This is a genomic window from Campylobacter concisus (assembly GCF_003048675.2).
GTDB lineage: Bacteria > Campylobacterota > Campylobacteria > Campylobacterales > Campylobacteraceae > Campylobacter_A > Campylobacter_A concisus_F.
On sequence record NZ_CP060707.1, the window covers coordinates 1946886 to 1970054 of the forward strand.

General features: G+C 38.6%; 11 protein-coding genes. 4 read left to right on the plus strand and 7 right to left on the minus strand.

The annotated features are described in order from the left end of the window. Positions 1-8: 8 nt before the first annotated feature. The 3 genes from CVT00_RS09750 to CVT00_RS09760 all read right to left on the minus strand — a co-directional run bounded on the left by CVT00_RS09750 (position 9) and on the right by CVT00_RS09760 (position 9371). The gene (locus tag CVT00_RS09750) at positions 9-4439 is read right to left on the minus strand and encodes a hypothetical protein (RefSeq protein ID WP_196376855.1); all 4431 of its coding nucleotides are present in this window, start codon (positions 4437-4439) and stop codon (positions 9-11) included. Positions 4440-4600: 161 nt separating this feature from the next. Then, positions 4601-6007, minus strand: a complete 1407-nt coding sequence (locus tag CVT00_RS09755; protein ID WP_103557757.1) for a hypothetical protein — start codon at positions 6005-6007, stop codon at positions 4601-4603. A 172-nt stretch (positions 6008-6179) separates the two neighbouring features. Beyond that, on the minus strand, positions 6180-9371 hold the full coding sequence (locus CVT00_RS09760) for a retention module-containing protein (RefSeq protein ID WP_107915209.1): 3192 nt from the start codon (positions 9369-9371) through the stop codon (positions 6180-6182). Between the two features lie 323 nt (positions 9372-9694). On the opposite strand from CVT00_RS09760, the gene ilvD reads away from it, so the two are divergent. From ilvD to CVT00_RS09780, 4 genes are read left to right on the plus strand one after another with little or no spacing between them, the layout of a single operon-like run. Then, positions 9695-11368, plus strand: a complete 1674-nt coding sequence (gene ilvD / locus CVT00_RS09765) for a dihydroxy-acid dehydratase (protein ID WP_103557755.1) — start codon at positions 9695-9697, stop codon at positions 11366-11368. A gap of 36 nt (positions 11369-11404) precedes the next feature. Next, positions 11405-12532 (plus strand): DUF262 domain-containing protein, encoded by a 1128-nt coding sequence (locus CVT00_RS09770; protein WP_103557754.1) that lies wholly within the window; start codon positions 11405-11407, stop codon positions 12530-12532. After that, positions 12510-13541 carry an AAA family ATPase gene (locus CVT00_RS09775; protein ID WP_103557753.1) on the plus strand — a complete coding sequence of 344 codons (1032 nt, stop codon included), beginning with the start codon at positions 12510-12512 and terminating at the stop codon, positions 13539-13541. The genes CVT00_RS09770 and CVT00_RS09775 overlap by 23 nt, the downstream gene beginning before the upstream one ends. After that, positions 13541-14236: a hypothetical protein gene (locus tag CVT00_RS09780; RefSeq protein WP_103557752.1), complete on the plus strand. Its 696-nt coding sequence runs from the start codon at positions 13541-13543 to the stop codon at positions 14234-14236. The genes CVT00_RS09775 and CVT00_RS09780 overlap by 1 nt, the downstream gene beginning before the upstream one ends. 62 nt (positions 14237-14298) lie before the next feature. Here CVT00_RS09780 and CVT00_RS09785 read toward each other — a convergent pair whose 3' ends face one another. The 4 genes from CVT00_RS09785 to CVT00_RS09800 all read right to left on the minus strand — a co-directional run bounded on the left by CVT00_RS09785 (position 14299) and on the right by CVT00_RS09800 (position 22984). Next, complete coding sequence (locus CVT00_RS09785; protein ID WP_103557751.1) at positions 14299-15033, minus strand: hydroxymethylpyrimidine/phosphomethylpyrimidine kinase; 735 nt, start codon at positions 15031-15033, stop codon at positions 14299-14301. Positions 15034-15118: 85 nt separating this feature from the next. After that, a complete protein-coding gene (locus CVT00_RS09790; protein ID WP_107915208.1) occupies positions 15119-15655 on the minus strand; it encodes a hypothetical protein in 537 nt (178 codons plus the stop codon). A gap of 148 nt (positions 15656-15803) precedes the next feature. Further along, positions 15804-19949, minus strand: coding sequence for an Ig-like domain-containing protein (locus CVT00_RS09795; protein ID WP_107915206.1), 4146 nt, complete (start codon positions 19947-19949; stop codon positions 15804-15806). A 131-nt stretch (positions 19950-20080) separates the two neighbouring features. Then, positions 20081-22984, minus strand: a complete 2904-nt coding sequence (locus tag CVT00_RS09800) for a retention module-containing protein (RefSeq protein ID WP_107915204.1) — start codon at positions 22982-22984, stop codon at positions 20081-20083. Positions 22985-23169: the final 185 nt, after the last annotated feature.

Below are 23169 nucleotides of genomic sequence, written 5' to 3' on the forward strand. Positions count from 1 at the left end.
TCTAAATTTTAAAGATCGACGTGGATGTTTTCTTTTACATCGATATAAGCTGTAGTTGTGCCGTAATTCGCCTCATATCTTTCAAAGCCCTCTACTGCGTTAGCAGCAGATTTACTAAAGCCTTCAAGTTTTACTCCGCCACTTGCCTCGGTTATTTGAAGCAAATTATTACTATGTTCGTGTCCGACATCGAGCATATCAGCTATATCAAGAGCTTTTAGAGTGACCTTTTCATTGCTAGTAACCTTTAACTCTTCAAAGCTCTTAACCTTTGTAAAGTCTATCTGACCATCAACCAAAAGCGTATCGTGATCATAGCGACTTCTATTGTCTGAGTATCCACCAAGAATGCTAGTGCCACCCTCAAGCTTCATATCTTTAGATATAAAGACACTATCACTGCCATCCGATAGATCTATTTTAATATTAGTTAAGCTTCCAGATCTTAGCTCCAAATAATCTTTTGCATTTTCATGTCCACTCAAAATCCAGTTCGCATGGTGTTCAGCTGGCAAACCACTAGCTGATGCGTGAGTATCTTCAACTACCACATGCATTTCATTTATATAAGCCATGATATCTACATCTTTTAGGGTAGATGACTTTAAATTTATATCTGTATGATAAGTTTCTCCAAATGAAGGGACTCTACTGCCTCCATTTAGTTCTACATTATCAAGGTTTGAGCTATCTATATTTATAGTACCTTTTGATGATCCTGCATAGATCGCACTTTTTTCTGCTGATGTTGTTGAGTTAATGTCAGTGTATTTGATATTTATAACGTCTTCATCGCCTTTAATTAATTCATTACCAACCCATTGTATGGCACCATTAAGCTTATTAGTATTAGTGCTTATGTCAATATCTGTCATTTTTACATGATCAGCTTTTGTACCTGTTATATTTAAGATATCGCTCTTAACGCCAAGATAGATGGTCTCTTTGTTAAAAACGCCACCATTTATATTTATGACGTCATTGCCAAAGCCTGCATTGATCTCAACTTTTTCGTGTGTTCCGCCATTTATATTTATAGTATCGTTCTCGTTACGGGTGTCGATAGTGACATTATTTAAATTTGAGTTATTGATTTCAACCTTATCTTTTCCAGTATTAGTTCTAATATCAAGCCAATTTAAATTTGAACTATTGATATTGACCTCAGTGTCTCCAGAGTTACTATATACTTCACTAAAATAGATCTTACTAGGATCTTCTCCTTCTTTATGACTTACGGTTGCATTGTTGAAATTTAAGACATTATCTCCATTCTCACGAAAATCTACATCAAAGCGTTTGTCGTTGTGAAATTCGCTATTTACAGTTGTTATATGGTCATTATCTATGATACCACCATTATACGTATATTTAGCGTTATCTATACTAAATTCTAAGATCACACTCTCGCTGTAGTAGTGATTGTTTTCAACGCCCTTATCTGCATCTTTAAATAACTTTTCTTTATCCCATTGATAATAAAATATTCCACTATCTTCATCTTCAGATAAAAGCTTGCCTTCATTTAGCTCTTTATCATCTATTACATTTGCACGAACAACTACTTTGTTGATATCGCCCGCTCTTAGACCTTTTATGATACCGCTACTATCTAGATCTATCCACTCTTTCCCGCCTATTGAGTACTGAATTTTATCGTAGTCTTTGCCGTAAGTCGCCTCGCCACTAAATTTAAGCTTCACATCGATTTTTTGATCCACATCGGCCTCTGCTACATCACCCCTTAGCTCAAATATTAAATTGTTATGTTCCCACATATTCGTTATTTCAGGGTCTTCGATATTAAAGCCTTGTTTGCCATATATGCCTATGTTTTTTACATATTTTGAGTCATATTCATGTATATATTCTGGCTCTGGATCAGGCGTTGGCTGTGGAGTTGGCTCAGGTTTTGGCTCAGGTTTAGGTTCTGGCTGAGGCTCAGGTTGTGGGGCTGGATTTACAGGCTCAACTGGCTCAACAGGAGTAGGCTCTGGCTTAGCACCAAGATCGACATTGATACCATTTTTTACATCTATATAGCCTTTCTCCGTATAAGATCTACCGTTTTCTTGAAAACCAAAGTCGGCCTCATATCTTGTAAAGCCTTCTTTTAAACCTCTTCCATACTCTGAAAGCTTAAAGCCTGCTAGCTCTACTCCGCCAGCTGCTTCTGTAACTGCCAAGATATGTTTGCTATCATTATTTTTAATGTCAAGCATATCATATAGCTCTTCTCGTTTTAGGCTGACCTTCTCGTTGCCAGTCACTTGTAGCTCTTCAAAGCTCTTAAATTTATTAAAATCAACATTGCCATCAATAACAAGTGTATCGGTCTCATAGCTAGTGCCACCATTTATCGCAGTGTAGCCATCAAGCTTCATAGCTTTTGAGACGACGACTTTATCTTCGCCGTTGCCAAGATTAACAGTCATATCGTTTAATGTACCTGATCTTAGCTCTAAAGTATCATCTGTATCTGCAAAATTCCACTTTGTGGCATTTTCTGGGTAGCTGCCATTTATCTTTGTATCTTCAACTACTACGTGAGTTTTGTAGATAGTGTTAAGATTTACATCATCAAGGGTAGATGATTTTAAATTTAGATCGAAATTTAGTGGATTTCTATTTACGTCGGTGCCTGTGTTTGTCTCTGTACCTATGTTGATGCCCTTTAAAGTTGAGTTTTCAACATTTACGGTATTGTTTTTTGATTCGGCGATGATGTGGTTGGCAGAATTTTTATATGTTGAGTCGATATCAGCGTATTTGATATTTATCTCATCTTTCTCGCCTGAGCCAGTTCTTAGGTACATATCTGTCATTTTTACATGATCATCTTTTGTACCATTTAAATTTAATACATCGTTTCCGCTATCAAGCGTGAAGCCACTTTGATAGGGATCGGTGCCTATGTAAGTTCCGCCGTTTAAATTTACAGTGTCGTTGCCTGCACCAGTTTCGACGTGAAGTCTCTCGTGTCTTCCACCATTTATATTTATAGTGTCATCTCCGCCTTGGGTGTTGATATTTAGCCAGTTTAAATTTGAGTTATCGGCATTGATGGTATCTTTACCTTCATTAAGATAGCTGCCATCGCCAAAGACTATAGTGCTAGCCACGTCACCAGCTTTGTGGTTTATCGTCGCATCTTTGAAATTTAGCGTATTGTCGCCATTGTCTTTAAATGTAACGTCAAAAGATTTATCATTATTAAACTGGTTATTTACAGTGATATCATGATCATTATCTACGATTTTTTCGCTATTTGATGCTTTTAAGCCACCTATGCTAACTTCTAGCGAAACGCTCTCTTTAAAGTAGCCATTATTTTCTACGCCCTTATCTGCATCTGTGAAAATTTTCTCCGATGGATCAAGTGTGCCTTCATTTTGGTCGTGATCGTTTGTCACTTCAACACGCACGCTTACTTTATTTATATCGCCAGCTCTTACATCTTTTATCACGCCGCTATCATCTAGCTTTTGCCAAGTTTTACCGCCATCTAGCGAGTACTCTGCATTTTCATAGTCTTTGCCAGCAGTTGCCTCTCCGCCAAATTTAAGCGTCACATCTACCTTTTTATCAGCATCAGCCTCCGCTACTTCGCCTTTTAGGTTGTACTCTAGGTATGATTTGTCATTTGAGCTTCTTGGGTCTGAGCTCTTTTCGTAGCCAAATTCTGACTTGTTTTCAACTGAGATATTTTTAACTATATCTTTGCTCTCGTCAGGTTTTGGTTCTGGAGTTGGTTCAGGTTTAGGCTCTGGCTTAGGTTCTGGTTTTGGATCAGGTGTCGGTTCTGGTTTAGGGGTTGGTTCTGGAGTTGGCTCTGGTTTTGGTTCTGGTTTTGGTTCAACTGGCTCAACCGGTTTAGGCTGCGGAGTTGGAGCTGGATTTTCTGGTTGTGATGGCTCAACTGGGGCTACAGGTGCAATGGCAGAATTTATATCACTATCTGAACCATCAAAAACATCACTACCGCCACCTTTTACCTCTTGGTTAGTTAGTTTTACAGCACCAAAAGTATCTGAAAGTGATCTAAAGCTAGCTGATACATCAGAGCTTTCATGACCGCCATGCTCAAACCTTGTCTCGCCAAGGCTCACGCCATCACCGCCTCTGCCACCGCTATTGCCACCAGCGGCACTCTCTTCGAGATTTGCTAAATTTTCACCTTTTAAAAGGGCTTTTTGTATAGCTGCTACCTCTTTGTCTGAGCTAAGGTCGTTATTTAAATTTAGAGTTTCGCCATCTTTTAGCTCAAACTCTTTGCCGTCGTTTGATGCGATAGTTACCTTTGCGCCGTTTGCTTTAACGACATCGCCCTCGTATAAACTATCTCCCGCGACAACAACTCTTTCGTTGCCATTTTTGTCTATAACTACTACTTCCTTGGAGCCAAGAATGTTTTTGATAACACCTACTTTAACAGCCATCGCTGCCTCCTTTAAAATCAATTTGACACATTATAAATATTTCTTTTAAATATAAAGTAATGTAAATATGATGTTAATTCTTAAGATTACGCTGTTGCAGTGGTTTTTAAAAATTAAATTTTTGATAAATTTAAATAAGATCCCAAGAGGGATCTAAAAATTTAAAGATCGACGTGAATGTCCTCTTTTATATCTATATAGACTGTGCCTTGATGCTCGCTACCGTCTGCTAAGTGCGTATTATAGGCACTTTCATATCTGTGGTAGCCATTTTCTGCTCCGCTAGTTTCGCTAAAACCATTAAGTTTTACAGTGCCATGGGCTTCACTAAATTTAACTATATTAGAGCCATTATCTAAAATGTCACTCAAATGAGCCACATCATTGCCATTTAATGTCACATAAGCACCGCTCGTTACTTTTAATTCTTCAAAGCCAGAGACCTTTGAGAAGTCGATATTATTATCAAGTACAAGCGTATCATATCCCTTGCCACCAAATATTTGAGTATTATTATCTATATCTGTTCTTGTCATAGTTAAACTAACTGTATCGTCACCACCACCTAGATAAAATTTAGAATTTTTTATGATAGCTGATGTCACATTTAAAGTATCGTTTTGATTATCTGAGAAGTAAAATTCGTTATTTTTACCATGAAATTCTGAGTCGTCTATATGCATATTGACCTTGTTGTTTCTGCCGTCAAATTTAACGTCACCCATAAATTTTGGCCCAAGAAAATTCATATCAAAAAGCGGTGTGTGGTCTAAATTTGCATGCGAGCCTTTTATATCTATCTCGCCGTCTCCACCGCACACTTTTATATTCATAGTGGTCTTTTCGCCATCATTCGCTTCGATCGTAGTGTGTCCGTTAAAGATAGTGTTGTCCATATTTAGCGTATCTACTTCGTTTGGACTAGTAAAGCTAGAAAGAGAAATTTTCGTATCACCAAAAAAGCCCACCCAGTCGGTATTTATAGTGTCATTTCCTCCGCCAAGCCTTATATCTGCGCCGTTTTTGATCTCAGATCTTTGGATGTCTATAATGTCGTTATTTAGACCTGTATGAATGGCAGCATTTTCCATCGTCGCACCATAAATTTTCACGCTATCATCGCCGTCATTTGTGTATAAAAGCGTATGATCTTTTATGCCAACATTGTTTCTTATCTCTATCTCGTCATTGCCAGCTCCAGCGTCAAATCTCAGCCCTCTAACCTCGATATTATCGTGAATTCTTAGCTTATTATCGCCATCTCCTGCGTCTATCTTAGCATCATTTACGATAGATCTTGTCATATCGACTATGTCGTTGCCATTGTCAAAACGCACATCGTTTGCACTCGTGGTTGCGTCTGCGATGTTTAAAATTTGATCCTGCGCTTTTGGCCTCGCATCTGCCACCCTTCGTCCGTATAGCTCAGCAAGAAAATTCTTGGGCTCAAGTATCTCAAGCGACTTTACCTCCTCTATGATCCTCACGTAAGGGTCGTTTTGCCCGCCATTTTGGCTCACGCCACCGCTTAAATTTAACCCCTCTTTGTCGGCTACTTCTACGCTCATATTAATCCTTTCTTAAAAAATTGACTTTTGGATTTTAATAAGCGTTTTTAAATCACATTGAAATATAAATTATATTGATTATCAAAAGAAATGCCTAAATTTAGGCTTTTTGTATAAAAAATTTTATTAAATGAAGCAAGGGGAGTTTAGACCCAAAAAATGGGTCTAAATTTTACATTAATTCATTTACATTGACATTTTGTATAGTAAGCGTAAATGTCTGACCGCCTTCATTTACGCTATATACATATCCGTTGCTAATTTCAGTAGAAGCATCTGCTACTTCAGATGAACCCTCTGTAAATGTACCAACACCTTTTACCCCTTTTACGATCAGCGATGTTGCACCTTCACCACCAACATTTTTTATGAAATTTGCGATATCTGAAGCATGGTGGAATGTAAATTCCTTATCTGCGTCTGACATATCAAGCACCTCAAAACCACTTATCTTGCCAGCATTTGTCGTATTAAATGATGCGTCATGAACTTTTAGCGTATCTATGCCATCGCCTCCATTTATAGCAGTGCCATTTAGGCTTACATCCTTGCCAAGATCGACTAAGTCATTGCCGTCGCCACCTGAAAGGTAGGTGTTAGTTAGTGTCACGTTATCAGCTATATTGATAGTGTCGTTGCCTTTGCCTGAGTTGATGTTTGATGTATCGTAGTCATGCGCAGCTTCGCCTGCAGCTGGACTTAAATTTACACTTGATGTGCCAGTTAGATCAGCGTTTATATTTATCGTATCGTCTCCACCTTGAGTGAAAATTTTAACATCGGTGTTGTCATGAGTGCCAGCTCCGATAGTCACGCTATCGCCGTCATCTGCGGTATTTATGGTGACCCTTCTAAGCTCAGCGTTATCGATAGTTACGGTTTTTACGCCAGCATTTCCAACGCCTGCACCCTCTATGTTTGTATCAACTAGACCAGTAGCTCTTGCGACATTTAGCGTTACGTTGCCATTTTCAAGCATAATGTTTGAATCCACCATAGAAACATCACCATCGACATTTACACGGTCATCTCCGCCATTTGTGTAGATGATAGCCTTGTCAAATGAGCTATTTCCAGAGACGTTAATAGTGTCATTTCCGCCGCCTGCGCCGATATATGTGCTAAATCCATCATTTGAGATCATGGTGACATCTTTTAAATTTATCACATCATCGCCATATCCAGTCTCAATGGCAGCGTTGTTAAATTTAGCGCCAGTAACATCTACGCTGTCTCTATCGTCACTTACTCCAGCATCAGCTGAGCTAGTGTTTATCTTAGTGTTTGAAATTTCAGCGCCTCTTTCGATAGTTAGTGTATCGCGACCTTTGCCCATCTCTATGTAGTTTGAGTGAATTCCAGCTTGATTAGCTACTGGATTTGCCACGTGAGCTGGTGAGCTTATAGGGTCATTATGTACGGCGCTATTATTTTTTATTTCAGTGCTACCTTTGATAGTTAGGCTATCATCGCCCTCACCTGTGTAGATATCCATGACATCTGCTTTAGTATCTTGAAGTACGATCTTATCATTGCCATTGCCACTTTTTATTTCAGAGTTATATATGCCTGCACTGATGAAATTTAGCATATCGCCCGTGTCTGAGTCGCCAGTATCGATATCAACTCTCCTGATACTTGCGTCAGTTACATTTATAGTGTCGTCGCCCTCGCCTGTTTTTATAAAGCTATCAGTTCTGCTTCCTGCATACTCAGTCTCGTCAGTTGTTCCGTTATTAGTAACGTAAGCATACATATCGCTTTTAATATTTACGGTGTCGTTATCAGCACCAGTGTCTATTTTGGTATTTTTTATAAGCTGATGATTATCACTTTTTTCGATATTTACAGTGTCGTTGCCACTTCCTGTTTTAAACAAGACATTGTCTAAAATCGTACTACTAAGGCTTGGACCAGAATCATCTTTTATAGTAAATACATCATTGCCATCGTGGCTTGTAAATCTTGTATCTGTTATAACAGTTCCGTTTATATTGAGTGTATCTTGATTTTTCTCTCCGCCAGCGTTTCCAAGGTCTATCCTAGTGTTTTCTACAACAGCATCTTTTCCAGTATTAAACACATCGTCGCCATCGCCCATTTTTATAACATCATTGGCATTTTCTTTTAGATCATATAACCCACTTGAAAAATAGACTTCCTCTTTTATAGTTATCGTATCATCACCATCTTTTGTATCGATGATAGTTTTCATAGTGTTGCCATTATCTGGGTCAGAATTTACAAGAGCAGGATTTAAGCCCTCTGTAGATGCATCTATATTTTCTGTGATATTTATATTGTCATCATTATCAATGATCTTGCCCTCAGCCTCGCCAGATGTGATAGCAGCGTTATTTGTAGTCACGCTAAGAGTTACGCCCTCTTTATAAACACCATAGCCATTTATGCCAGGAGCGATATTTGCGCCTAGATCCTCGCTACTTGTGCCCTCGTTTTGATTACCTGCTGTTTGACCGTAGTCGTCAACAACCTGCACTCTAACCTTTACATTTGCGATATCGCTTGGCGCGACGCCGCTTATCGTGCCGCCATTTTGTATCGCTGTCCAGCTATGTCCACCATCAAGTGAGTACTCCATAGCGTTTGAGTAGTCTCTGCCTGCACTTGCACCGCTTAAATTTAGCGTTAGATCAGTAGGTGTAGTTGAACTTGTAGCAGCTGATAGGCCGAGATTATAGACTAGATACTCGTTTGGAGTTGCCTCTCTTGCCTCGCCGTTACCATCAAGCGATACGCTTAGCGCAACAGGGGTTGCAGGCGTTGCTGGAGTAACTGGAGTGACCGGTGTTACAGGGGTTGTTGGGTTTGTTGGGTTTTGCGGTGCAACACTATCGCCCTCGCTATTGTCGTTATTATCAGCATAACCGCCGATTGGGCTATTAAAAGAGTCAAAAGCTCTGTTTGCATCGGTTAAATTTCTAAAATTTTCATTGATATTTGCGTAGTGGCCACCCTCAGCAAAGCTAGCAGCGCCTAGACTTACGCCATCTCCGCCAGCTCCACCAGCTGCTGCGTTACCACCAGCTGCTGTCTCTTCAAGATCTGTGATGTTTGCACCATTTAAAAGAGCGTTTTGAAGCGCTGCGATCTCTGGGTTAGCACTTTGTGCGCTTGCCGCCTCTTTTGGATCGAGCGAGATAGTATCTTCGCCTACTACTGAGACCTCCTTGCCGTCATTTGCAACGATGACTACCTTCGCATCAGCTGAAGTTGTCTTTATACTCTCGCCCTCGTACAAGCTATCGCCAACTTTTAAAATTCTCTCATTTCCACTTTTATCAACTGCGATCACTTCAGTTTGACCTGAAATTGATTTTATACTTCCTAGTTTTGCTGCCATGTTCATCCTTGTTAAATTTTTCCTCGCATTTTAATGAATTTTATAATTCATGTATATTGTACTCAGGTACAATAAGGCCCTTAAATTCGGCATTTATGACACATATATGACAATTTTATGTTATCAATTTATATATTATTTTGATCAAAATGAGGCAAATTTCATTTTATCTGTCTTATCTTTTAAGAGAGAGTTAAATTTAACGTGTTATTTGCGTTATAAAACTTATTAAAAATTTTCTTTTAAATTTTGTAAAAACTTTTAAAATTTTTGATACTTTAGATGTGATAAAATCCTCTCAAATTTTAAAAAAAGGATCAAATTTGAGAAGCGATATAATCAAAAAAGGCTACACAAGAGCCCCACACCGCTCACTTTTACGTGCGACTGGGCTAAAAGACGAGGACTTTGCTAAGCCATTTATCGGCGTTGCAAACAGCTTTATAGAGATCATCCCGGGGCACTTTTTCTTAAACAAATACGCTCAAATTTTAAAAGATGAAATTCGCAAAAATGGCTGTGTGCCGTTTGAGTTTAACTGCATCGGCGTGGATGATGGCATAGCGATGGGGCATAAGGGCATGCTATATAGCTTGCCTAGCCGCGAGATCATCGCAAATTCTATTGAGACTGTGATGAACGCGCACGCACTTGACGCGCTTGTTTGTATGCCAAACTGCGACAAGATCGTCCCTGGCATGGTTATGGGCGCTTTAAGGGTCAATGTCCCGACCATTTTCGTAAGCGGCGGCCCTATGAAAAAAGGCCATACAAAAGATGGCAGGCCGATCGATCTTGCGACTGCGTTTGAGGCGGTTGGCAAATTTGAGACCAAAGAGATAGACGAGGCTGAGCTAAGAGATATCGAGTGCAACGCATGTCCAAGTGGCGGCAGCTGCAGCGGTATGTTTACGGCAAATTCTATGAACACGCTTTGCGAAGCGATGGGCATAGCGCTCCCTGGCAACGGCACTATCCTAGCACTTACTCCAGAGCGTGAGGAGCTCATCAGGCAGGCTGCTCGAAGAATTTGCCAGATCGCCCTTGATGAGAAATTTAAGATAAGAAACATACTAAATGAAAAGGCGATCCGCAACGCACTTGTCGTTGATATGGCGATGGGTGGTAGCAGCAACACCGTCCTTCACATGCTAGCCATCTCAAGAGAAGCTGGCGTAAATTTAGACATAAAAGAGCTAAATAAGATCAGTCAAAACATCGCTCACATCGCTAAGATCAGCCCAAGCTTGCCAAACGTGCACATGGAGGACGTCGGCAGAGCTGGCGGTATGAATGCGGTGATAAAAGAAATTTCACGCAGAGATCATGGCATGCTAAATTTAGACAACCTAACAGTTAGCGGCGAAACTTTGGGCGAGCGCGTAAAATCTAGCGACATAAAAGACGAAAGCGTCATCCACAAGGTGGAAAATGCCTATTCTCAAGTTGGCGGACTTGCCATTTTGTTTGGAAATTTAGCCGAGCAAGGCTGTGTCATCAAGACGGCCGGCATCGTTGGTGAGCGTAAATTTAGTGGCAAAGCAGTCTGCTTTAACTCACAAGATGAAGCCATCGCTGGAATTTCAAGCGGTAAAGTAGATAAAGGCGACGTCGTCGTCATCCGCTACGAAGGCCCACGCGGAGGACCAGGCATGCAAGAGATGCTAAGCCCTACCTCACTCATCATGGGACGAGGACTTGGCGCAGACGTAGCGCTCATCACGGATGGTCGCTTTAGCGGGGCGACAAGGGGTCTAAGCATCGGCCACGTAAGCCCAGAAGCAGCTGAAGGCGGCATGATAGGCTTGCTACGAGATGGCGACATCATCGATATAGACGTCGATAAATACGAGATAAACGTTCGCCTAAGCGAAGTCGAGATCGCTGAGCGCAGGGCTAAATTTAAACCAGTCGATAAAGCGCTAACCTCTCGCTGGCTAAGGCAGTATCAAAAACTAGTCACAAACGCAAGCAACGGAGCGATACTGGAGGCGTAAAAATACGATAATTAAAATTTTATATAAAGGACAGTTATGAATAATAATAATTTATTTGATTTTGAAGGCGAAGACAGTCTTGGTCCAGAAAATATTGAAACAGTATACCCACTAAAGGAAATAAGAATAGATAAGGGAAGAATGAGTGTTTTTGAATTTAAAAGAAAATACGATGACCCTGTAAAAGGCAATATTGTATTAAACCCAGATTTTCAAAGAGACGAAGGGAGATGGGGCCTAAAACAAAAAAGTGAACTAATAGAATCTATTCTGATGGGGATACCATTACCTGTTATATACTTATTTCAGGATGAAAAGGGTATCAAACAAGTTGTCGATGGAAGACAACGTTTAACTTGCATGGCAGATTTTTTAAACAATAATTTTAAACTAGAAAAATTAGAAATATTGAGAACCTTAAATAATAAATACTTTAAAGACCTTGAAGTATATGAACAAAATAAAATAGAAGATTACCAATTAGACATTTACACTATTTTACCTCCGGCACCAGAGAGGGTTAAATTTAATATATTTGACAGACTAAATAGGGGCGGAACAAAATTAAACAATCAAGAAATGAGAAACGCTCTATATCAAGGAACATCAACTAAACTTATAAAAGAAATGAGTGAACTAGAGAGTTTTAAACAAGCAACAGGATATTCTCTAAATGCAACCACAATGAAAGATAGATATCTAATTCTTAGATTTGTTGCTTTCTATTTTTTTAGAACAGATAAATTTGGGAAAAAAATCGATTTTAATTCTGACATTGATGACTTTTTAAAAAATGTCATGCAGTATATCAACACAAAGACTCTTGATGAAATAAAATACTTAAAAGATGCATTTGATAAAACAATGCAATACATATCTGATAACTATGGAGATAGTGTTTTTAGATTTAAGAACAAAGATGGCAATAATAGAAAAAGACCTATAAACATGGGTTTATTTGAGTGTATAACATATATGTTTATGCTGGCTTTGGAAAAAAATATAGAAATAGACAAAGAAGAATTGGAGAAATTTAAGACGCAAGAATTTGACAAACCAGAAAGGTTTACATATGGAATAGATAGTAAAGATAATATTAAATTCAGATTCGATAGTGTAGAAAAATTTATAGGGGTTTACAATGATACAACAAATGAAAATTAGCAACTTTAAAAGTATAAACAATCAAGAAATTGAATTAAAGCCGCTAACTATATTTACTGGGACTAATTCATCTGGCAAAACTACATTAATGCAGAGTATTTTACTATTGTCTTATTATTCTAACCAAAATTCGGAACTAGAAAAGGCATTAATAAAGGTTAAAAAATTTCAAGAAATTAGAAATTTTAATAATAACAGCAATGAAGTTACATTGCAAATAAAAATGGACAATGGAGAATACATATTAAAATGTGATAGTAACAGTAATTGGGTTATAAATAAAAAATCTCCTTTAGTTTTTGAAGATAATTTATACTATATTAGTTCTAATCGTATAGGACAAGAAGATATAGCAACTTATAGCGAAAATATAAAATTTGGAATAAATGGTAAAAATGTTTTTGGTTTTTTTCAAAAATATAAAGATCAAATTGTAAGTTTTGTGGCAGATCATAATAATGACGAAACGTTATCTGGTAATCTTAAGTATTGGATTAAAAAAATTTTAGATTTAGATATTGAGCTTTATACGGAAGATATAGATGGTTCAAATATAAAAGCAGGTTATAAATCTAGTCTTATTACCTCAAATATTCTTTCTACTTTTAATGTTGGAACTGGTGTAAGTTATGTCATAAGAATACTAATTGTTGCCTTATGGTTAAAACCAAATGATATCTTTATGATCGAGAACCCAGAAATTCATCTACATCCAAAAGCTATATCAAATTTGGCTAGTTTTTTTGCAGAAATTGTATCAAAAAATAAAGTTCAGCTAATTATAGAAACTCACTCAGAATATTTTTTACACAAATTGAGGTATGAGATTTATAAGAGAAAATTTAATGCCAATGATGTGAGATTTTTTTACAAAGATGATCCAAATAAAGAATTTGAAATAATTGATATAAATGAAAATGGGCATTTGGTAAATTTTAAAAACGAAAAAATCAATTTTCCTACTGGTTTTTTAGATGTTAGTCTTGGTGAATTATTGGAGATAATGTAATGGTATTTTCTATGTGTTGCGAAGATGATTTGTTAAAAGAATTTATCAAATTTAAACACGGTGAATCAGTAAATAATGATACTATAGAGAAATTTTTGCATTATTATAAGCCTGAAATTCTACCAACAAGAAAACAACTTGAGATATTAGGTGATGATTTAAAATCAAAATTAGTATCAAGCGGTTATACCTCTTATGACTTACCTGAAGCGCTCTCAAAAACTATCTATAAAATTTGTTTATCAAATACGAAAAAAGATTTTCCATATGTAAATATAAATGGTGATGAGTTGGAAAATAATTTAACCGGTACATTCAAATCATCATCACGAGATAAAGCTATTGCACATATTAAAGCATTGCTTGAAAGTGCCAATTATATTGTTATCTATGATAAATTTATAAGTAGTAATTTTAATAGTTTTAAAAATTTTATAAAACAGTGTATTCCTCAAAAAAGACTAACATTAGAATGCTTTGGATTAAATCAAGATCAAAAAACTACGATAAAACAAATCCATAATAGTTATACTGTAAAAGACTACTCAGCCAATAATATATCACCGTATCAAAATGGCTTTCACGATAGATATATTTTGATAGATCAAAAAGTTGAGATAATTTTAACTAGCGGTATAGATTATTTAATAAATAATGAAAATGACTTTACTTATATAATAAGAAAGTTAAAATAGCAATCTTATAACATTAAAAACCTCACAACATCATATTCTACCATGATCTTGTGAGAATAATTTTACTTCGCTCCGTGCCAAAGTAGGCGGTTTTTGCCTAGCTTTGTGTCGATACTCTCTTTTATAATGGAGCAGATATACTCTTTTGAAAGCCCTATAGCCTCCTCTAAGCTCTTACCCTTTGCAAGGTAACAAGCAAGCGCCGTTGAGAAAGTGCAACCAGTCCCACTCATCACAAGCGGGCTAGCAAGTGGGGTTTTGAAATTTTGCAGTGAGGCATCTTTTCTATAAAGCGTATCTATGCTATTGCCCTCGCTCACTCGCTTTTTTACGATGATATCGCAAGGCAGATCTTTAAAATTTCCACCAAAAAGGACATTTGCCTCGTCCAAATTTGGCGTGGCGACGGCGGCAAGCTTCATTAGTTCTTTTAGCTTTTCTACTGCGCTATCTTTTATGAGCTTGTGGCCGCTCTTTGAAACGCAGACTGGATCAAGCACGACTTTTGCCTTTTGTGTGAGTAAAAACTCATGCACCACGTCCATTATCTCCTCGCTAAAGAGCATGCCGATCTTTATGGCATCAAAGCTAAATTCCTCCGCAAGCGTACTAAGCTGGTCTTTAACAAAGCTAGATTCAAGACAAACTACGCTTTTTATCGCGTCCGTGGTCTCAGCAACTAGCGAAGTGACCGCCGTTGCGCTATAGCAGTTTAGCCTAGCGCATGTCTTTATATCAGCCTGAAGCCCCGCTGTACCGCTATTGCATGAGCCTGCGATGATTAAAATTTTCTTCATCGTTTTCCTTTTGTAAATTTTGGCTTATTATAGGGGATATTAGTTAATTTTTAGGATAAGAAATTTGAACCAAGAGGCTCAAATTTTATGAAAGTTTATTTAGATCGTTATCGATCTCGATATATATCGTAGTTGCGTCAAAATTTGCATGCTCGTAAGAGTTATCTACTTTTAGCTCGTTTGAGTCAGATAAAATCTCATCATTTGCGCTATGCTTGTCTGCTAAATTTTCACTGCTCTCAAGGCTATTTGAACTATTTTCAGCCTCATTTGGCTGCGTTTTTGCAAACATATCTTCTACTTTTTCATTCATCTGATCAAGTATCTCAGCGTAGTTTTCTCCAAGAAGCGCTCTAAAAAGTGCGTCAGTATCGATGCTATTTTCAGCACTTGTATCAGCACTCACCACGCTACTATCAAGCCATATCGTGTCATATCCATTTAGCGATATATCGCTGCCATCTGTTGCAGTGATAGTCACGCTCGCACTTTGGCTCTCTCCCTTTATACTCTCTCCGATATAAACCTCATCATCTACGTTTAGAACTCTTACACGGTCGTTTTTATCTATCGCTATAACATCAGATGTGACGCTTTTTACCTTGCCGGCTATAGCTGCCATCTTTATTCCTTACTTTTATTTTTGATTTATTCTAGTGTTTTTTATTAAATTTGTATATTGTACTTTGGTACAAAGATGATTTTAAGAGCGTTTTTTGGGAGTAAAAATAGAAATTTAAAAGAAGAATTTGGGCTAAAAAGCCCAAATTTTATACAAGTTGTTTGTTTATATCGTTATCGACATCTATATAGATAGTTGTTGGAGTAGCTGTGCTTGTTTGACCCTCATATCTTGTATATCCAGCTTGGACACCACTTTGATCTGTGGCTTCAGTAAATCCTTTTAATGAAACGCTATCTTTGTTGTCGCCACTTATTTTTAAGATAGTATTTACATCATCAGTGATGCTAAATACATTATCCGCTTTTAAATTTAGTAGCTTAACATCTTGGTTGTCGTTGCCATGCTCATCCATGCCAAGTTGGATCTCTTCAAAACTCTTGATCGCATTAGTTAAAGATTTGTTGTCTATCTTATCAAAGTCGATAGTGCCATCCTTTGCCACTGGACGCATGATAAGCGTATCTGTGCCAGTGCCGCCATCCAAGCTTTGAGATAGAGCTGCCCTTGGATTATCAAAGGTAAATACAACTTTGTCATTACCAGCGCCAGCATTTACTAGATCGCCTTTGTTCATGCCAGTATAGCCACTTCTGCCAGCATCGATGTAGTCGTTACCACTTCCTGTGGTTATGACGTCATTGTTGTCACCAGTGATGATTACGTTGTTACCATTGCCTGTGCGAATTTCATTTTCACCACGTCCTGCGTGTATGATGTTATCGCCATTTCCAACATTGATGATGTCATTGCCTTCACTTGTTGTGATAACGTTATCGTTGTTGTTTTCTGCAACTACTCTTGTATTTTTAGCGATATCAGAAACTTGCAAATAGACATCACTTGCTTTTACATCGCCGTTAAACACTGCTTCGAAATTTCCATTATCATCAAGCGTTACAGAATTTGCAGTTATGATGTGTCCATCAGCACCTCTTAGCGTGATGCTATCTTTTAGAGCTATGCCTTTTACTGCCTCTTCAAAGTGCTCTTTTAGTGTGTAGCTTGCGCCAACTCCATTTTCACTTAAATTTCCACTCCATGTGGTTTTATTTGCAGCTGCGTCGTAGTGTAATTTTGAGTCATTTATCGTTGCAGCTGTTGCATCGATCGTAAATCTGATAGAGTTGTAAAGTAGCTCATCTCCACCTTGGTATTTGCCTTTTATAGATACATCATAAACACCATCAGCCATTTTGCCAGCGGCATCAAGTCTGTTGTTGTAGCCTGTAAGTCTGTTGTAGTGATCAGGCGTTACATTGCCTATTGGTTTTTCTATCGATTGAGATAATAGATCTTTTGAAACACCTTTATCGACGTTGGTTGCTACAAATCTAACATCGCCAGTGCCCCATGTTATGCCTCTGCCGCTATTTAAAAACTCGCTTACAGTTTGATTATTGCTAGCATTACCAGCTGTTGCATCTTCTGGGATCACAGCTCTTAGGTATGGGATAGCGTCGTTTGAAACGATCCTTGAGCCATCAGCTCTAAGGCCATCTTCGCTCATCTCCATAGTACCCCACAACTTCTCAGCTGAGCGGTTATTTGCATTTGTAGTTGTGTCGTTGCCGTTTTCAAACTGCGTCATTGTTGGAACTAAAATTTCATTTACATGAGTATATTTTGTACCAGCTTTATCAGTCATCTCAACTTCTATCTTATCGCCTAGTTTTATCTTGTGATCGTACTCAAAGCTTAGCACGCCATTAGTTGGCTTAGTAGTACCAACAGAGATAACCTCGGTAGTTCCGTCAGCTCTTACCATTTTTATACTCTCAATCTTATCACCCTCTTCATAGTTTTTGAGATTAAATTTAAGCGTATGGTGTAGTCCCTCGCCATCATTTTCGATGATCTTGATGTTTTCTATAGTAACTGGTGTTTTATCAACTACAAATTCGCTAACTATCGTGCTCTTGTCGCCATTTGCGAATATTGCAGTTGCTTTGATGTTATAGTTACCATCCTCTAAGTTATCAGATGTGACTTCAAATTTACCATTTGAAAATTCGCTTTGGCTAAGCTCTTTTGTAAAGACCTTATGTCCATTTTTATCAAGAACAGTAATGATCGCTTTAGTTGCACTGCTATCTATGCTGCCCGTAAATGTCGGAGTCTTATCGCTTAGTACTGGTAGTGGTGCATTAGATGAAAATTTATCAGTTTGAGCGATGTCATCAGTTGTATATTTATAATATTTAGTTGCATCGTTTATACCTGTATTTGTATTTGCACTTACATTGCTTGCGTCATCATCGGTCGCGTCTATCAGATCTGTGTTAGCGACATTTAGCTTAGTTGATTCTGCCTGCGCCTCGTTGCCTACAAGGTCGCTAACCTTAGCTGTGTATGTTGCTTTTGGATCGCTTGTTTTAAACTCAACTTCATATTTGCCATCTACCACTTTAGCTGTATGGCTCTCGCCTGTGCTTGATGTGACAGTTACGATCTGTCCGTCTTCTACATTATCCACAGTTCCTGTGATCTTTTGAGTTACTTTATAGACATTTCTTGTTACTGTATCTACGTAGCTGTCAAAGTCGGTTGAATTTAGTTTTATGCCACTTGCCTCTGAGCCAAGTATGCTCTCAGGTCCGCCATCTTTTGAAACTGTTAGTTTTAGCTTACCCCAAAAGATATAGTTTGCATAGCTCATATCAAAGTCATAGTAACCTGCTTTATCAACGTGTAAAGTTGTAACTGTGGCTCTATTTCCCGAGTGGATAGTGTCATAATCAACCATAGTAACGCCATCAACCTTAAATCTTACGCTATCATCAGTGCCTTTTGCGTCAAATTTATAATCCCCTGGCTCAAGATACATAGTGCCTTTTAAATTTATCATCGCACCAGCTGTTGTGTTTTTGCCATTAGGAGCATCTCTTACGATATGAATATCGCTACCTTTTGCGTTGTCGATAAAGTACTCAAGCGCTTTGAAATTTGGAGCTACCCACTCATTATTTGGAGTTATTAAATTTCCGTCAAGATCTCTTGCTCCGCGCACAAATGTGCTGTTATGAGCGCCGTCAAGGCCTGAGACTGTTCCAGCATCGCTATCAACATTATCTCTATCGCCGCCTTTGCCTTGTTGGAAATTTAGCTCTTTTGCTTTAAAGCTTGCCCAAGGTTTGGTGTTATTCATATAGTATTCGACAAAATCATTTTGCTTCATACCGTTATGAGCGTATGTTGTATTATTAAAGGCATAAGGTCTTAGCTCAGTACCTCTTACGCCTTCTTCATAGATATGGTTAAACCAGAAATTTCCTTTTAGTCCGCTACTCATCTCAGACTCTTTTACAAGGCTCATCTCAGTTTCAACGTTTATAGTTATTTTTGCAACTGTATCAAGCACAAAGCTACCAGTATCGGTTGCAGTATTGCCGTCTCTTCCAGTTGCTACTATTTTTACTTCATAATCGCCATCATGGCTACCATTTACGCTTAACTCGTTAGTTGTAAATTTAAATTTACCATCAGCATAGTCGCTTGGATTTAGAGTTTTTGTAAAGACTTCGTGTCCGTTCTTGTCAAGAACGCTAACAACCGCTCTTACAGCAGTAGGCTCAACTGTGCCACTTATGGTTGGAGTAGCATCATTTGTGCGAGGTACGCTTGGTGCGTCTAAGCTATAATCACCAGTTATAGTGCCAAGATCATCAGTTAAAGTTTTGATATCAACGCTGATTGGAGGTATTACTGGTGCCACAGGAGTTGCATCGCCTGCGTCATTGCCGTCATTGTAGCCGCCGATTGAGTTCTCTGGAGTTTGAAAGGCTCTGTTTGAGTCAGGTAAATTTCTATAATCATCAGTGATGTTTGAGTAGTGACCGCCCTCTTCAAAGCTTGCAGCACCTAAGCTTACGCCGTCTCCACCAGCGTTGCCACCTTGGTTACCACCAGCTGCAGTCTCTTCAAGATCAGTGATGTTTGCACCATCAAGAAGTGCTTTTTGGATAGCGCTTACATCAGCTACGCTATCGTCACCAAAGCTATCGTTGTGAGCTACGCTCTTGTCTAAATTTAGGGTATCTTTTCCGATGATCGCGATGTCTTTACCATCGTTTGCAGTTATGACTACTTTTGAGTCAAAATCAGTTGTCTGTATAGTCTCACCAAGAAAAATTTCATCGCCTACTTTTAACACTCTTTGTGTGCCATCCTTTGCAGTTGCGATTACATTTGCTCCTTGTGAGATGCTTTTTATAACGCCTATCCTTGTTGCCATTTTACTTCCTTATCTAAAAAATTTTGAACGTATTTTAATATCTTAAAAGAGCTTTGTAAATTGTACTATGGTACTAAATTTTGAAATTTTGTAAGAATTTGCCCTAGTTTTGGGAGACTAGGGCATGAAATTTAAGAGTGTAAGACTATTTCGTCTTTTATCTCGATGGTAAATGTCGTGCCATTAGACGTAGCTGAGTACTCTGTATACCCTTCAGAATTTACCCCACCTTTGCTAAAGGCTGACATATCTACTTGATCACCCGCCTCGCCATCTATCCTAAGAGTGTTATTAAGATTTCCACGAGTGATATTTAGCACATCATCTATAGTTAAATTTAGCGTTACATTGTTTGCGCTTCCGCCAAGGCTAACTTTTTCAAAGCCGGCCACCTTGCTAAAGTCGATATTTCCAGCAATATCTAGCGTATCGTTACCTTCACCGCCTTGGATGATGATGCCGTCATGCTCTAAATGACCACCACCCAGAAAAGTCATAGCATCATCATTAACCACCGCATCTTTGCCGATATGTATGATGTCATCGCCACTACCTAGGTTAATAGCACTTACGCCAGGGCTATACATACCGCCCCCTGCTTTTTCTAGACCGCCATTTAAATTTGCAACGTCATTACCATCACCCATTTCTATGCCAGCATTTTTAAGAACAGCACCCTTGTCGATATTTAGCGTATCGTCTCCTGCGCCCATTCTTACGCCAACATAGTGGCTAACTAGGTTATTATCGCTACTCGTATAAGTACCACCAAGTGTAGTGCCTGCACCAAATGTTATAGTATCGTTGCCATCATCTGTATTTATACTTAAGCCACCGGATTTGTTTTCACCAGTGAAATTTATAGTATCGTTGCCATTTCCGGTATCTATATCGGCATAGCTTGAAGAGTCAGCCTTGCTTAGGTTGTTACCACCATTTAAATTTATCGTATCGTCGCCGTCTCCATATCTTAGGCCAACCCTATTTGTAGCTGTTAAATTTGATATGTTTGCAACTGATGAGACACCGCTAAATGAACCGATACTAGCTTGATCTACTGTAATATCATCTATAACGATATCTTTAGATGAAAAGTAGTTAGCGCCCCCAGTATATGATCCGCCTTTTACTTCAAGATAATCTTGTGCATTAGCTGTGACGTGATCTCCTATGATATTAGTAAGTTTTACATTTTGCACGCCAAGATTGACGTCTGCGGCGGTATTTACGCCAAAATTTATCTCTACATTTCTAAATGTAGAGTCTGAAAATTCTACATTACTAGTTTCGCCAGCTTTTGTGTAACTAGTTGCAGTATCTAAGCGAACATCTTCTAAGGTCACATGGCTTCCCTTGGCGGTATTTTCTCCAGCGTTCATATTTATAAACACTTTTTCAACTTTTACGCCATCTTTAAAATTTACAGTGTCGTCGCCATCACCCATAGAAACAGTATTTTTATTTCTCCAGTCAGAGCCTACACCGGTAATATTTGCATTTATATTTAGCTCATTAGTACCTGAGGCATCATGTGCGTTGTAGCTTGGATCATTTGTTGTTGCACCAAGATTAATTGAAGCTTTGTTCATGGTTAGATCAGCATTGATATTTACCACATCATCGCCACTATAAAGATCTATACTTGTACTATTAGCGTTTGAGCCGCTATTTGCTGTGCCACTAATAGTAACCTCTTTATCAAAATTTACTACGTCGTTACCAGAGCCAGTATCTAAGTGTAAATTTTCTAAATTTGCTTTTATGCTAACCGTATCATCACCATCATTTGTATTTAAATTTGTATGGTTTGCGATATTGCCTTTGATATCTTTATTTAGCTCGATGTTGTCGTCATTATCTATTATTTTGCCTTCGGCCATATTTGCATTAGTTGTTGGTAGCAGATAACTACTGCTTGGCGTGACACTTAGTTTTACACCCTCTTTAAATACAGCAAAATTATCAACCATATCAGTTTTTTGTACATTGTCGATAGTCATGCCTTGAGGGCCAGTGTTCTCACCCTCGTTTTGGTTGTGATGCAAAGGACCTTTTGTGGTGTCTTGGCCGTTATCGTCAAGCACCTTTATCCTTACTTGCACTTTTGAGATATCTTCTATATTTACGCCAGTTATCGTGTAGCCTGATAGTGGATGAAATGTCGCACCATTGTCAGTTGAGTACTCAACCACGTTTGAATAATCCTCTCCTCTAGTGCCACCGAGGAAATTTAAACCTAGATCTGTGGTCTCGCCACTTGGACTTACCGGAGTGCCTGATAGACCTAGTTTATAAACAAGATAGTGTCCGCCCTCGCCGTTTGCTCCTGCGCCACTCTCTCTTACCTCGCTAGTAGCAGGATCGATGCTAGTAGTGATCTCTACTGCGCCAGGACGAGGCGTGATGACTGGAGGATTAGCAGGTGAAGGAGTGCCTGGAGTTACAGTGACGCCAGGAGTGCTTGGCGTACTCGGAGTTGGTGGCGTTACTGGAGTGCTTGGTGTGCTTGGAGTGACAGGTGTAGCTGGTGAGATAGGAGTTGTCGTATCTGCATCTGTGCCTGCATCATTATAGCCGCCTATTGAGTTTTCTGGGGTTTGAAAAGCTCTATTTGCATCGGTTAAATTTCTATAGTTTTCATTGATATTTGAGTAGTGGCCACCCTCAGCAAAGCTTGCAGCTCCCAAACTCACGCCATCTCCAGTAGCATTACCACCGCCTTGGTTGCCACCAGCTGCAGTCTCTTCAAGGTCTGTGATGTTTGCGCCGTTTAGCAAGGCTTTTTGGATAGAGGCTATCTCTGGGTTGTCACTAAGTGCATTTGCCTCTTTGTCTAGGCTCAGACTTTCGCCATTTTGCAAGCTGACCTCTTTGCCGTCGTTTGCTGCGATCACTGCTTTTGTAGAGCCATTAGCTTTTATCGTTTCGCCTTCAAAAATGCTATCGCCCACCTTCAAGACTCTTTCGTTGCCACTTTTATCAACAGCTACGACTTCACCGCCTAGGATATTTTTGATAACGCCTAACTTTTGCATCTTAGTGCCTCCCTTTGGATTTTATTGATCTATATCAAGATTTTAGCTAAGAAAAAAATTTAGTTATATTGTACTTTGGTACAATACACTTAAGAAAAGCCTAAGTTTAGGGGTTAATAATGTGTAAATTTTTTATAAATGTGTGAAAATTTTTATATTTATCTATATAAATTTTAAAATTTTAA